This is a genomic window from Methylovirgula ligni (assembly GCF_004135935.1).
Taxonomy (GTDB): domain Bacteria; phylum Pseudomonadota; class Alphaproteobacteria; order Rhizobiales; family Beijerinckiaceae; genus Methylovirgula; species Methylovirgula ligni.
In genome coordinates this window covers 316687-331038 of record NZ_CP025086.1, presented here as the reverse complement: position 1 = coordinate 331038, position 14352 = coordinate 316687, and the positions used below count along the sequence as shown (strand labels likewise).

At 64.4% G+C, this 14352-nt stretch carries 8 protein-coding genes; 4 read left to right on the top strand and 4 right to left on the bottom strand.

Translation table 11 applies throughout. From position 1 onward, the window contains the following. The first annotated feature begins 134 nt into the window (after positions 1–134). A complete protein-coding gene (locus CWB41_RS01510) occupies positions 135–2297 on the top strand; it encodes a hybrid sensor histidine kinase/response regulator (RefSeq protein ID WP_129396372.1) in 2163 nt (720 codons plus the stop codon). On the opposite strand, the gene CWB41_RS01505 is transcribed toward CWB41_RS01510, so the two are convergent. Then, complete coding sequence (locus tag CWB41_RS01505; protein ID WP_165203910.1) at positions 2263–4620, bottom strand: tetratricopeptide repeat protein; 2358 nt, start codon at positions 4618–4620, stop codon at positions 2263–2265. The two genes, CWB41_RS01510 and CWB41_RS01505, sit on opposite strands and share 35 nt — an antisense overlap. Before the next feature lie 153 nt (positions 4621–4773). On the opposite strand from CWB41_RS01505, the gene hrcA reads away from it, so the two are divergent. Next, positions 4774–5874 (top strand): heat-inducible transcriptional repressor HrcA, encoded by a 1101-nt coding sequence (gene hrcA / locus CWB41_RS01500; RefSeq protein WP_115835741.1) that lies wholly within the window; start codon positions 4774–4776, stop codon positions 5872–5874. Positions 5875–5877: 3 nt separating this feature from the next. Here the strand turns inward: hrcA and mutS are convergent, their stop codons facing one another. The 3 genes from mutS to CWB41_RS01485 form a co-directional block, all read right to left on the bottom strand. Then, positions 5878–8577, bottom strand: a complete 2700-nt coding sequence (gene mutS, locus CWB41_RS01495; RefSeq protein ID WP_115835742.1) for a DNA mismatch repair protein MutS — start codon at positions 8575–8577, stop codon at positions 5878–5880. Positions 8578–8783: 206 nt separating this feature from the next. After that, positions 8784–10715, bottom strand: coding sequence for a potassium transporter Kup (locus CWB41_RS01490; protein WP_115836343.1), 1932 nt, complete (start codon positions 10713–10715; stop codon positions 8784–8786). Then, positions 10696–10974, bottom strand: a complete 279-nt coding sequence (locus CWB41_RS01485; RefSeq protein ID WP_115835743.1) for a hypothetical protein — start codon at positions 10972–10974, stop codon at positions 10696–10698. Before CWB41_RS01485 ends, CWB41_RS01490 begins: the two co-directional genes overlap by 20 nt. Between CWB41_RS01485 and hrpB the strand changes: the two genes are divergently transcribed. Together hrpB and CWB41_RS01475 are read left to right on the top strand one after the other, a co-directional pair. After that, entirely contained in the window at positions 10973–13447 is a 2475-nt protein-coding gene (hrpB, locus tag CWB41_RS01480; protein ID WP_115835744.1) for an ATP-dependent helicase HrpB, read from the top strand. The two genes, CWB41_RS01485 and hrpB, sit on opposite strands and share 2 nt — an antisense overlap. Positions 13448–13848: 401 nt before the next feature. Further along, positions 13849–14304, top strand: coding sequence for a hypothetical protein (locus CWB41_RS01475; protein WP_129396371.1), 456 nt, complete (start codon positions 13849–13851; stop codon positions 14302–14304). Positions 14305–14352 lie beyond the last annotated feature (48 nt).

Genomic DNA, 14352 nt, shown 5'->3' with positions numbered 1-14352 from the left:
TAACCTGAGCTTCCGATCGCGCCTCGCGCCGTCGGGGGGCCGATTTAGGATCAGCGGAAACGGAAAAGCCTTTGCTTTCAAAAGGCCGCTCGCGCCCGGACGGCTCGCGCCGTTCGTTCTTTCAGCCAAAGCCCATGATCGTGGTATTTGGCATTCTGCTCGTTGCCCTCGCGGCGACGGGCGCAGCCTTGTCGATCCGCGAATTCCGGGTCCGGGATGTCGCCGAGGCGCGGCGCGAGTTGATGGCGCTTGATCTCCTGTTGTCACAGGAGACCGAACGCACGATGCAGAGCGTCGATCTCGTCCTTTCAAGCTTGCAGGACGATCTGACGCTCGGCGGCATCACCAAGCCGCAGGACATCATGCGCAAGCGCGCCAGCGTCGAAATGTATCTGCTGCTCAAGTCGCGCATCGTCGGCATCCCGCAGATACATGACGTGAGCCTCATCGGGCCCGACGGCAAGCTGATCTGCACGACCAAAGTCTATCCCGCGCCGGAGTCCGATCTGTCGGGCCGCGACTATTTTACCGTCCTGCGCGACGTGGAGATCAGCGGCTCCTATCTCAGCCTGCCGTCGTACAATGAGGACACCAAGAGCTGGTCGATCTATCTCGCACGCCGTGTCGACGATGCGTCCGGCCATTTCCTCGGCGTCGTCGCCGCGGCGATCGATCTCAATTATTTCGAACAGCTCTACAAGACATTGCAGATCGGCGATTACGGCGCGGTCAGCCTGTGGCGCAGCGACGGAACCATGCTTGCCCGCTATCCGGCCGCTGGGCGCGTCGGCGAGGTCTACAAGATCAAGTCGTTCACCGGCATCCTCCAGCCGGGCACGCCCGTCACCTATGATTCAGCCCATGCGATCGATGGCCCCGAGCGTATCGTCGCGACAATCAGCGTCGATGAATTTCCGCTCGTCGTGAACATTTCGCGGCTCAAGGATCATATCCTCGCCGACTGGCGTCAGGCACGGTTTCTCATCGCCGCCGGCGCCGTGCTTTTCGCCTTTGCGATCAGCTTCGTGCTTTGGCTGCTCATCCGCCATTTCAATACCTATGAAGCGCTGATGGCGGCGGACCGCGAGCGCAGCAAGGCTGTGGCGGAGCGCGAGCGCGCGGAGGCGCAATTGCGCCAGGCGCAAAAGCTCGAATCGATCGGCCAGCTCACCGGCGGCATCGCGCACGACTTCAACAATCTGCTCACCGCCGTGCTCGGCAATCTCGAGATGCTGAAGCGCCATACCGAGAAGGGCGAAGCGCGGCTGCATCGCTGGGCGACCAACGCTTTCGATGCGGCCAGACGCGGCGCCGTGCTGACGCAGAGGCTATTGGTCTTTTCGCGCCGCCAGCCGCTTGAGCCGCGCGGCGCCAGGATCGAGACGATCCTTGCCTCGATGTCGGACTTGCTGGCCCGGACACTCGGCGAAAACATCGAGATCGTCACCACCATCGCGCCCGGCCTCTGGCCGGCTTTTGCCGACCTCAACCAGCTCGACAATGCGATCCTCAATATTGCGATCAACGCCCGCGACGCGATGGAGGGACGCGGCCGGCTGACGATCACCGCCAGCAATTGCGCTTTCGCCGCGCGGACCGAGATTGAGGATCCTGAAATCACGCCGGGCGACTATGTCCTCCTCTCGATCGAGGATACCGGCAAAGGCATCGACAGGGAGATTCTCGATCGGGTGTTCGAGCCGTTCTTTTCGACGAAGCCGACGGGGCAGGGGACTGGCCTAGGGCTCAGCCAGGTCTATGGCTTCGTGAAACAGACCGGCGGCCATGTCCGCATCGAGAGCATACCCAGCAGCGGAACAACGGTCAGACTCTATTTGCCACGCGCCCAGTCCGAGGATGTGCTGGTCGAATCCGAGCCGCTGGCGGAGCGGGCCTTGCTGCCGGGGCCGGCCGGCACAGTCCTCGTGGTCGAGGACGATGCCGAAGTGCGGACCTATTCCGCCGAAATTCTCCGCGATCTCGGTTTCGAGGTCCGGGTTACGGAAAATGCGGCTCAGGCTTTGGAGATCCTGCGCGGTGGCACAGAATTGACCCTGCTCTTCAGCGATGTCGGTCTGCCGGGCGTTACCGGCGCGGAGCTTGCGGAAGAAGCGCTGAAACTGCGTCCGGAACTGAAAGTTCTGCTCACCACCGGCTATGTGCAGGATACAACGATCGATCGCTGCCGCTTCGTCCTTGGCATCCAGGTTCTGCCGAAGCCGTTCACGCGCGCCGAACTCGCCGACAAGATCACGAGCGTTCTCACCCCCGTGCGGCGACTCGCGGTGAACAGCTAAGGCCGGCGCGCGCAGTAATCTGCACCTGCACGGCGTCCACAATTTCGGCGAAGACCGGCGTCCAATCGCCCCGCTGCGTCTGTCGGAACAGCCGCATTGTCGGATACCAGGGGGAACGTGTGCCCGTGGCGAGCCAGCGCCAATCCGGCGCGTGGCGCAGCGCGAGAAAGACCGGCTGGCCGAGCGCCCCGGCGAGATGCGCGATCGACGTGTCGGAGGTGACGATCAGATCGCAATTGGCCATCACCGCCGCGGTGTCGAGAAAGGCGTCGGGGCCGGCGTCGAGATCGGGACCGAAAGATTCGAGCGCGAAGCCGGCGGCCTCGGACTCCGGCTCTTTCATCAGATTGATCAGGCGCACGCCGGGGATCGCCGCCAATCCGGCGAAACCGGTGAGCGGTATATTTCGCTTCAGGTTGATCTTCATGTTGCCGTGCCGGCAGATGCCGATGCGGAAACCGTGCCGACCGATCCGTTCCGCCCAGGCAGCGATCCGCGCCGGCTCGGCATGGAGATAGGGCACATCCGCCGGTACGCTCGCGAGCGATGTCCCGAAGGCGAACGGCAGGCTCATCAAGGCGCTTTGATAATCGAAGCCCTCGGGCACCCCGCCTGCGTCAACGAAATGCGGTGGCGATGGCAGCGTCGAAAGCAGGCGAAACATCGATTTGCGGCCGAACAAGGTGACGTCCGCGCCGCGCGCGGCGAGCAGCGGCAGGTAGCGGCAGAACTGGATGAGATCGCCGAGCCCCTGTTCATCCCAGACGAGAATGCGGCGCCCTTCGAGCGGCTCGCCACGCCAATGCGGCAAGGGCGAAATCAGCGTCTTCGGCGGCGCATCGCCGCGCTCCCAGCGGCTCTCGAAGGCTGCGAAACCCTGCACGAGATCGCCTGCGAGCAGCAAAGCGCCGGCGCGATTGTTACGCGCATCGGGATAGTTGGGCTTCAAGTGCAAGGCCGTGTCGAAAGCCGCCCGGGCTTCGTCGAGACGGCCGAGTTCCTTGAGCGCAACGCCCCGGCTCGACAGAACCTCGGGGTAGGCGGGGCGCAGCGCCAACGCCGTGTCGTAGCTCGCAAGCGCGTCTTCGAGCTTGTCCTGCTCTTGCAGAACATTGCCGCGATTGAGCCAGGCTTCGGCAAAGTCCGGGCGGACCGCGACGGCGCGGTCGAGAAAGACCAGCGCGGCATCGAGATCGCCGAGCCTTTGCTGCGCGGCGCCGCTGATGCACAAAGCCTGCGCGTGGTTCGGCTCCTGCGCCAGAATCTCGGCTGCCGCAGCGCGGGCAAGCTCCGGCCGCCCGAGCGCGAACAGCACATTGGCGCGGTTGATCTGCGCCTGACGGAAGTGGGGCCGTAACGTCAACGCCTGTTCGTAGGACGCGACGGCCTCAGTGAGGCGCCCCAGCTCGCTGAGCGCATTGCCGCGATTGCAGAGCGCTTCGGGGTAGGCCGGCTTTTGCGTCAGCGCGGCATCGAAATCCTCGATCGCCTCGACAGGGCGGCCGAGTTTTTGCCGGGCGATGCCGCGATTGTAATGGGCTTGCGGATAATGCGGCCGCATCTGCAATGCCGCGTCGTAGCAGGCGAGCGCCTCGGCGTGGCGGCCGAGCTTCTGCAGGACATTGCCGCGGTTGACCTCGTTTTCGGGGTGCGCGGGATCAAGCCGCGTCGCCGCCGCGTGATCGGTCAGCGCCGCTTCGAAGCGGTTCGCCTTCTGCAGCACGCAGCCGCGATTGAAATAATTGACTGCATCCTGCGGCCGCAGCGCGATGACGCGATCGAAAGAGGCGAGCGCTTCTTCGATTTGTCCCGCCTGTTCGAACAACGCGCCGCGATTGACCAGCGCGTCGCAATAATCCGGATTGATCCGCAGGGCGCGATCATAGGCGGCCAGCGCCGCATCGGTCCTGCCGAGGCTTTGCAGGATGACGCCGCTCATATGCACGGCTTCGGCGTCGGCGGGATGGTCGCGCGCCGCGGCCTCGAAGGCGCTGAGCGCCTCGCCGATCCGGCCGAGTCTTTGCAAAGCGACGGCACGGCCTTTTCCCGCGTCGGGATGGCGAGGATTGAGGCTGAGGGCGCGCTCGAACCAGGAGAGCGCCAAAGTCCAATCGCCGGTGTTGAAATAGAACAGGCCAAAAACGTAGCTGGCCGTATCGCTGGCGGCGGCGAGATGCTGCACCTCGTCGAGATGGGCGCAGGCTTTGGCCGTGGCGCCTGCGGCGAAGCAGGCAAGGGCCTCCGTCACCGCCATTTGCAGCAGCGCCTTGGCGCGGGCGTCTTCGCACCCGTCGATCTTCGCTTCGGCCAATGCCGGTGCCATGAGAAAGCCTTCGCTCCCAAGCGGTGCCCGAGTGAATCGCAACAATCTTTCCCGGGCCTGACGCCGCGCGGGCGGCTTGCATCCGCGCGCCCGGCCAGCCATGTTATTGGTGGGATTGGAAAATCCCCTCATGCCGGGAGCGGATCACAGTCTATGACCGAGCGTTTTGACCCTTCGCGCAGGACGATTTCGCCGGAATCGGGCGGCTTCAGCCAGCTCAACGAGCGCTCGCGCGAGATTTTCCGCCATATCGTCGAATCCTACCTGACCTATGGTGGCCCGGTCGGCTCGCGCCAGCTCGCGCGGCTTCTGCCGATTGCGCTCTCTCCGGCTTCGGTCCGCAATGTGATGCAGGATTTGGAAGAGCTGGGACTGATCTATGCGCCGCATATCAGCGCCGGCCGCCTGCCGACGGAGCGCGGGCTGCGCTTCTTCGTCGATGCGATGCTGGAGATTGGTGACATTGGCCAGCCGGAGCGCGCGCAGATCGAGGCGCAGGTGCGCGCCTCGTCTAAGGAACATGCCTTCGAGGCGGTGCTGAGCGATGCGATGAGCATGCTCTCCGGCCTCACGCGCAGCGCCGGCGTGGTCGTCACGACCAAGGAGAACGCGCGCCTCAAACATGTCGAGTTTGTCCGCCTCGACCTGGACAGGGCGCTGGCGGTGCTCGTGGCAGCCGACGGCTCCATCGAAAACCGCATCGTCCAGACGCCGCGCGATTTGCCGGCTTCGGCGCTGATCGAAGCGGGCAATTATCTCAATGTCCGCATCGCCGGACGCACGCTCACCGAGGCCAAGGCCGAGGTCGAGGCCGGACACGCCGCCGCGGAAGCGGAGCTTGGCGAATTGACCGCGCGGCTTGTCGCGGCGGGCCTTGCGAGCTGGGTCGATACGAGCAGCCAGGGCCAGCAGCTCATCGTGCGCGGCCAGGCCAATCTGCTCGAAAATCTCACCGCGCTCGAGGATCTGGAGCGTATCCGCCTGCTCTTCGCCGATCTCGAAACGCAGAAGGACGTGATCGACCTGCTCAGCCGCGCCGAGGGGGGCGAAGGCGTGCGCATCTTCATCGGCTCGGAGAACAAGCTCTTCTCGCTTTCCGGCTCATCGATGATCGCGGCGCCGTTCCGCGATGAGCAGCAGCGCGTTGTCGGCGTGCTCGGCGTCATCGGGCCGACACGGCTCAATTACGCCCGCATCGTGCCGATGGTCGATTACACCTCGAAGATCATCAGCAGCCTGGTGCACGGGTCGTAGCCCTCACCCGTCTTTTTCCCGCAATGCCTTGAGCTTGAAGAGCGCCGCCTGCGCCTCGCGCGGCGAGAGTTCGTCCGGGTCGATGTCGTCGAGCGCGCGCTCCACGTCGCTCGGTGCGGCTGGCGCGGCCGCGAAGAGCGGCAGATCGGCGACGGGCTTGACGGTCTTGCGCCGGTCGCCGGCTTCAAAGTCCGCGAGCAGGGTCTGCGCGCGCTTCACCACCGCCGGCGGCAGGCCGGCGAGCTTGGCGACCTGGATGCCATAGGAGCGGTCGGCGGCGCCCGGCACGATCTCGTGCAGGAAGACCACATCGCCCTTCCAATCCGCCACACGCATGGTGAGATTGACGACGCGCGAAAGCTGTTTGGCGAGGTGTGTCAATTCGTGAAAATGCGTCGCGAACAACGCACGGGATCGGTTCTTTGCATGGAGTTGCTCCATCACCGCCCAGGCGATGGCGAGGCCGTCGAACGTCGCCGTGCCGCGGCCGATCTCGTCGAGGATGACGAGTGAGCGCTCGCCCGCCTGGTTGAGGATCGCCGCCGTCTCGACCATTTCGACCATGAAGGTTGAGCGCCCGCGTGCCAGATCGTCGGCCGCGCCGACGCGCGAAAACAGCCGGTCCACAATGCCGATCCGGCAACGCTTTGCGGGCACGAAGGAGCCCATCTGCGCCAGCATGGCAATCAGCGCGTTCTGCCGCAGATAGGTCGATTTGCCGGCCATGTTCGGGCCGGTGATGATGGCGATGAGGCCCGGCCCGTCGCCTTTGCCGGAAAGTTCGCAATCGTTGGCGACGAAAGGCTTGCCGTCGCGGGCGAGCGCCGCCTCGACGACCGGATGGCGGCCCGCTTCGATGGTGAAATCGAGCGAATTGTCGATCTCCGGCCGTGTCCACTCACGCGCCTCGGCAATCTCGGCCAGCGCTGCCGCGACGTCGAGGGCGGCGAGCGCCTCGGCCACGGTTTTGAGCGCGCCTTCGGCTGCCAGAATCTGCGCCGCGAGCGCATCGAAAATGCCCATCTCCCGCACCAGCGCCTGATCGGCGGCGGAGGACATCTTGCTTTCGATTTCGGCGAGTTCGGTGGTGGAGAAGCGCATCGCATCGGTCATCGTCTGGCGATGCACGAAGGTGGCGTTGAACGGCGGTTTCAGCAGTTTCTCGCCATGCGCCTGCGGCACTTCGATGAAGAAACCGAGGAAATTATTGTGTTTGAGCTTGAGCTGCTTGATCTCGGCGAGCGCCGCATAGCGCGCCTGCAATTCGGCGATGACCTTGCGGCTGTCGTCGCGCAGCCGCCGCAGCGCGTCGAGATCGGAATCGAATCCGACGCGCACGAAATCGCCGTCACGCGTTTTCAGCGGCAAATCGGTCGCTAGCGCATCGGCGAGCCGCGTCGCGATGGTGGGGTCCGCGCTCGCGGCCTTGCGCGCGGCATCTTTTAAATCGTCGGGAAGAGCCGCGACCGTGTCGAGACGCGCGGCGATGGCCTCTGCCGCGCGCAAGGCATCGCGGATCGCGGCGAGATCGCGCGGCCCGCTGCGCTGCAAGGCAAGGCGCGAGAGAGGCCGCGCCAGATCGGGCGCCGCTTTCAGGCAGTCGCGCAGATCGCTGCGCAAGTCGCGGTCGTCGCGGAGAAAAGCGACGGCGTCGAGCCGGCGCCGGATCGCTGCTTCATCGGTCAGCGGCCCGGAGAGCCGCTCGGCAAGCAATCGGCCGCCGCCGGGTGTCACGGTCCGGTCGATGGCGGCGAGCAGGGCGCCGTCACGACGGCCGGACAGCGTTTGCGTCAATTCGAGATTGGCGCGAGTGGCAGCGTCGATCTCCATATGCGCATCGAAGCGCATGAGCGTCGGCAGGCTGAGCGCCGGGCGCGCGCCGCGCTGCGTGCGCTCGATGTAGAAGACGACGAGCGCCGCCGCACCAGTCTCGGCCGGCGAGAGAGTGCCGAGACCGTCGAGCGTGGCGAGGCCGAAATAATCGCGCAAGCGCTGCGCCGCCGCGGCGGGGTCATCGAGCAGGCGTCCGACAGGCGAGAGCGGAATGCCCATGTCAGTGACGAGGCGGGCGAAGTCCTGATCGTCGGCGAGCGCCTCGGGCGCGACAATCTCGGCGGCGCCGATGCGGGCAATCTCCGCGCTCAGCGCGGCGCTTTCGACTTCCATCACCGAAAATGCGCCGGTCGAAATATCGACGCTCGCGAGACCGAAAGTCGACTTGCCGCCGCGGAGCACGCGCGTAATCGCAAGGAGGTAATTCGCCCGCGCCGGCTCCAGCAGGCTTTCCTCGGTGATCGTGCCGGGTGTGACGAGCCGCGCGACATCGCGGCGCACGACCGCCTGGCTGCCGCGTTTGCGGGCTTCCGCCGGGTCTTCGATCTGCTCGCAGACCGCGACGCGATGGCCGAGCGCAATGAGCCGCGCCAGATATTCGTCGGCGCGGTGGATCGGCACGCCGCACATCGGAATATCACGGCCGAAGTGCTTGCCCCGATGCGTCAGCACGATGCCGAGCGCGCGCGAGGCGACCTCCGCATCCTCGAAGAACATCTCGTAGAAATCGCCCATCCGGTAAAACAGAAGGCAATCCGGATTGGCGGCCTTGATCTCGATATATTGCACCATCATCGGCGTGATCTTGCCGGCGGCGGGATCGGAGACCAGGGCGCGGTCTTGGGCGCGGTTTTGGGCGCGGTCTTGCATCGGCGGAGCTTAGCAGCCCCGCCTCCGCGATGCACGGGGCGCCAGAGCGTGTTCCGGAAAAGTTGCATGACTTTTCCGGTCAGAACACGCTCCAGCTTTTTTTATTTAGCACGTTTTCTTATCGATCGCCGATTCCGGGCGATCGGAAAGCGCGCTGCCCGCTATGCAGAGCTTTGCGCGGGCCGCCGCAGCGAAATAAAGATTTGTCAGATCGCGACTTGAGCGCCGAGTTCGACGACGCGGTCGGAGGGGATGGAGAAGAATTCCGTCGCGTCGATCGCCTGTTTGGATAGAGCGATGAAGAGATTATCCTGCCAGCCCGGCATGCCGGAGTTGATAGAGGCCTTGATCGTCCGCCGCCCAAGGAAGAACGATGTCGTCATAATATCGAATTTATGGCCCGACTTGCGCAGCAGCGCCAGCGCGGCGGGGATGCGCGGGCTTTCCATATAGCCGAAATGCAGGGTGACAGTGGTGAAATCCGGCGAGAGCTTCTCGATCTCGTAGCGTTTGGCGGCGGGCACGCGTGGCGTGTCCTCGGTGCGCACAGACATGAGCCAGACATGCTCGTGCAGCACCTTGTTGTGCTTGATGTTGTGCAGGAGTGCCGAGGGTGCCGAGGTCAATTGATTGGTGAGAAAGATCGCCGTGCCGGGTACGCGCGTCGGTTTGGATTTCTCCAGCATCGGGATCAATTCGCGCAACGGGATCGAATCGCGCTGCATTTTTTCCGCGAGCAACGTATTGCCGCGCACGAAGGTCCACATCACGATCATCGTGAAGGAGGCGATCATCAGCGGCACCCAGCCGCCGTCGATGATCTTTACGAGGTTGGCGGCGAAGAAGGCGAAATCGACCAACAGGAAGAAGGAGACGAAGGCGAGCGCGCGCCAGAGCGGCCAGTTCCACTTCCGCCAGACCACTACGAAGGCGAGCGCGGTCGTCACCACCATCGTGCCGGAGACCGCGATGCCATAGGCCGAGGCAAGGGAGCTTGAGCTCCTGAACATGAGAACGAGCAGGAGCACGCCGATGAGCAGGATGCGGTTGACCTTCGGAATGAAGATCTGCCCTTCCTGCGTTTCGGATTTGTGCTGAATCTCCATGCGCGGCAGCAAACCAAGCTGGATCGCCTGCCGGGTAAGCGAGAAGGCGCCGGTAATCACCGCCTGACAGGCGATGACTGTGGCGGCCGTCGCCAGAATCACGAGTGGCAGCAGCGCCCAACGCGGCGCGAGAAAATAGAACGGGTTCTCGATCGCGGCATGGTTGGCGAGAATGAGAGCGCCTTGACCCAGGTAGTTGAGCGTCAGCGCCGGCAGCACGAAGAAAAGCCACGCGAGCTGGATCGGACGGCGGCCGAAATGGCCCATATCGGCGTAGAGCGCTTCCGCGCCGGTGACCGCCAGGAAGACCGAGCCGAGGACGAGAAAGCCGATAAAACCGTGATCGATAAGGAAGGCAATGCCGACAAACGGATTGAAGGCGCGCAGAATGCGCGGCGCATCCGGGATGTGAATTGCCCCGAGCACGGCGATGATAACGAAGAAGATCGCCATGACCGGACCGAAAAAGGTCGCAACCTTCGCCGTCCCGTGGCGCTGAACGGCGAAGACGGAAATCAGCACGACGATCGTCAAGGGGATCACGTAATCGCTGAAAAGCGGCGTGCCGACCTGCAGGCCTTCAAGCGCCGAGAGAACCGAAATCGCAGGGGTGATGATCGCGTCGCCGGAAAACAGCGCCGCTCCCGCGACGCCCAGAAAGAAGATCGGCGCCGCCCGGCGGCCGAAGGCCGATTGAGCCAGCGCCATCAGCGAAAGCGTGCCGCCTTCGCCCTTGTTGTCGGCGCGCATCAGAAACAGCACGTACTTCGCGGTGACGATGAAAAACAAAGCCCAAAGCAGAAGCGAGACGGTCCCGGTGACGTTGTGTTCCGTCAGCCCCGTCGACCTGTCGCTATGAATGATCGATTCCCGCAGCGCGTAGAGCGGGCTGGTGCCGATGTCGCCGTAGACGACGCCGATAGAGCCGAGGGCCAGCGCCGCGGTGCTTGCCTTTTTCTCTGAATGTCCGCTGGAAGGAACGACTGGCCCGCAGGCGGCCGGATCGGCGGCCTTATCTTGCGCGGTCGGCATCATTCAAGAAATCCTCAATCCGGCGGTGGCATTCGGTTCTTGCGATATCGGCAAGTTGGATGCCAAGCGGCGGAGCGACCGGTTGGTTGAGCGCGGTCGGCGGCGGCATATAACGCTTTCCCTCGGTAACGAGAAGCGGAATCGTCAAACGGGTTCGGTTGGCGGCTGTTATCTTCGCGGTCGTTGCAAGGGGTCCACGCCAAGCGTGATGGGTCCAGAGTCTTGCCGAGTGGTGCTTCTCCTGCCAATTCAGCTTCATGCATAATTCCCAGGCCAAGCTCCCGGTTTTTGTGATCCTGCCGCAGCTATCTGCCGCGTTCGAGGGCAGGACCGCCGCTGTTCTGGTCGCGCCGCCGGGCGCCGGCAAGACGACCATCGTGCCGCTGGCGCTGCGCGAGGCCGGATGGGCGCGGGGAAAGAAGATCGTTCTCCTTGAGCCGCGCCGGCTGGCCGCGCGCGCCGCCGCCGAGCGCATGGCTGCATTGCTAAAAGAGAGTCTCGGCGAGACGATCGGCCTGCGGATGCGGCTTATGTCCCGCACTTCGGCGAAAACCCGGATCGAGGTGGTGACGGAAGGTGTTTTCGCCCGGATGATTCTGGACGACCCCAGCCTTGATGGCGTCGCCGCCGTCATCTTCGACGAGTTTCACGAGCGTTCGCTCGATGCCGATTTCGGCCTCGCGTTGGCGCTCGACAGTCGGGCGCATCTGCGGCCGGATTTGCGGCTTCTGGTCATGTCGGCGACTCTTGACGGCGCGCGGGTCGCAAGCCTGCTCGGCGCCGATGTGCCGGTGATCGCGGCCGAGGGCCGCGCTTTTCCGGTCGAGACCGTCTATCTTGGCCGCGACCCGCAGGAAAGGATCGAGGCCGCACTCGCCCGCGCGGTGCGCAAGGCGCTGGCGGAAGAGAAAGGCTCGATCCTCGTCTTTCTCCCCGGCCAGGGCGAGATCACGCGGCTCGCTGCTCTGTTACAGGAGGCGATCCGCGATCCAGCGATTGAAGTCGCGCCGCTCTATGCCGCACTCGACCGAACAGCCCAGGAAAAGGCGATCGCGCCGACGCCGGCCGGCACGCGCAAGATTGTGCTCGCCACTTCGATTGCCGAAACCTCACTGACGATCGAAGGTGTGCGCGTCGTGATCGATTGCGGCCTCGCTCGTGTGCCGCGCTATGAACCGGATCGCGGCCTGACGCGGCTAGAGACGGTGCGCATTTCCCGCGCCGCTGCCGATCAGCGCCGCGGCCGCGCGGGGCGCACGGAACCCGGCGTTTGCTACCGCCTCTGGCACGAGGCGGCCAATGGCGCATTCGAAGCTTTTTCCGCGCCGGAAATTCTCAATTCGGATCTCTCCGGCTTTCTGCTCGATTGCATTGCCTGGGGCGCGCGCGAGCCGGCTCGCGATCTGCGCTTTCTCGATCTGCCGCCCGAACCGGCGATGAAGGAGGCGCGCGCGCTGCTGAGCGAGCTTGAGGCGATCGATGCGACAGGCGCCTTGACCGATATGGGCCGCGATATGCGCGCCGTCGCGCTGCCGCCGCGTCTCGCCCGTATGCTCGTCGCGGCAAAGGAGATCGGTGAAGCGCGGCTTGCGGCGGAGGTCGCGGTGCTGCTGACCGAGCGCAATCTTGGCGGTGATGATGTCGATCTCGTCACCCGCATCGAACGCTTGCGCCGCGAGCGTTCGTCGCGCGCCGAGGATGCGCGCCGCCTTATCGCCAGCTTGCTGAAACAGGTCGGCGGCGACGGCGCGGCCGCCGCGTCGGAAGCCGGCCGCCATCTTGCGGCGGCTTTCCCGGATCGCATCGCCAAGGCGCGCGGCAAGCCCGGCGAATTCCTGATGGCGAACGGCCGCGCCGCCGCACTCGAACCGCATGATGTACTTGCACGCGAAGCCTATCTGGCTGTCGGCGAAATCTCCGGCCGCGCGGCTGCCGCGCGCATCCTGCTCGCTGCGCCTCTCACGCTCGCGGAGATCGAGGCCGTGGCTGGCCCGGAGATCGTGACGCGGGAGGATGCGCAATATGATTCCGCGCGCGAAAAGATCATCGCGCGGCGCCAGCGCCGGCTCGGCGCGCTCGTTCTGACCGAGCAGACGCTGAGCGCGGCGGAACATCCCGACGCGGCCAAGATTCTGGCCGAAGGTATCGCCGCCTCGAGCTTTGCGCGCCTGCCGTGGAGCAAGGCTTTGGCGCAATGGCGGGACCGGGTGAATTTTTTGCGCGCGAGCGAGGGCGAGGCGTCCTGGCCCGATCTGTCGGACGCGGCTTTGCAAGCCGGCGCCGCCGATTGGCTCGCCCCGTTCCTCGGCGGCAAGACCAGCCTCGACGAGATCAAAGCGGCCGATCTTGAGGCGGCGCTGCAGGCGCTGCTGCCTTACGACATGCAGAGGCGGCTTGATGCGGAAGCGCCGACGCATTTCGAAACGCCGGCGGGTTCGCGCATCGCCGTTGACTATGCGGCGGAGAACGGACCACTCGTCTCGGCGCGCGTGCAGGAATTTTATGGGCTCGAGCAGCATCCGGCGCTGGCCAAGGGCACGGTGCCGTTGACGCTCGAACTGCTGTCGCCGGCGCACCGGCCCGTGCAGATCACGCGCGATCTGCCGGGCTTCTGGCGCGGTTCCTGGGCAGCGGTGAAGACGGAAATGAAGGGCCGCTATCCGCGCCATCTCTGGCCCGACGATCCGGCCAAAGCAGTGCCGACCACGCGGGCGAAGCCACGCGGAACGTGAACGTCGCTATTGGTGATTTGCGCGTGACGCGCGGCATCCATGAAATTCTCGTTGCAAAGATGTCTCATCGCGCGGGAAAAGATATTTCGATGCACGTCATGCGCGACGATCGCAGCAGTTTCGAATTATCTTCTTAACGATCGCTGTCACGATTCGCATCATCGTGGTCACGCTATAGCCGGGGGGCTAAGTGTATGATCAATTTGCTTTTCCATAAGCCACATTGTTCAAAGTGCGATTTCTTTTTGCAACGGCATGGTCTCCGTGCAGTTTGCCGCGCAACTTGCTTTGTCAATTTACGTTACGTAATCGCGGCGACATTCATTGTAGCCGGCGGCGCCAGCATAGCCCAGGCGCAAACCTGTACAGTCGCCGTCAATCAATCGAGCCAGCCAAGCACGGTGAGCCAGAGCGGCGGCTCCTGCACGATTCCCAGCGGTCAGGTGCTGCAGCCGCCGGGCTTTTATCCAATGCCGGGGCCGACGCAGATATTGGCGACAAACGGCGGCGTGATCAGCGGCAGCAATATGACGATCTATACGACGCCGAGTGGCGGGGCGGCGCATCCGGTCGTCTGGGCCACCGGATCTGGGAGCGAGATCGATCTCGATACCGACAGCGCCGGCAATGCCACCGGAAGCGGGTCGACGATTACCAATCCAGCCGCCAGCAGCGGCGGCGGGTCAGTTTTTCTGCAGGCCGATAATTCAGGCATCATCAGAGCGCATGACCTGACCATCACCTTTCCGACCGGCGGTCAGGATGTCGGCGTGCATGCGACGACGAACGGCCAGGTGTTCCTGACCGGCGGCGCGCTCGCCATCGGCGGCAATGCCGGCGGCAATACCGCGTTGTAGGCGGACAACGGCGGCGCAATCAGCGTCAGCGGCACGACAATCAGTCTT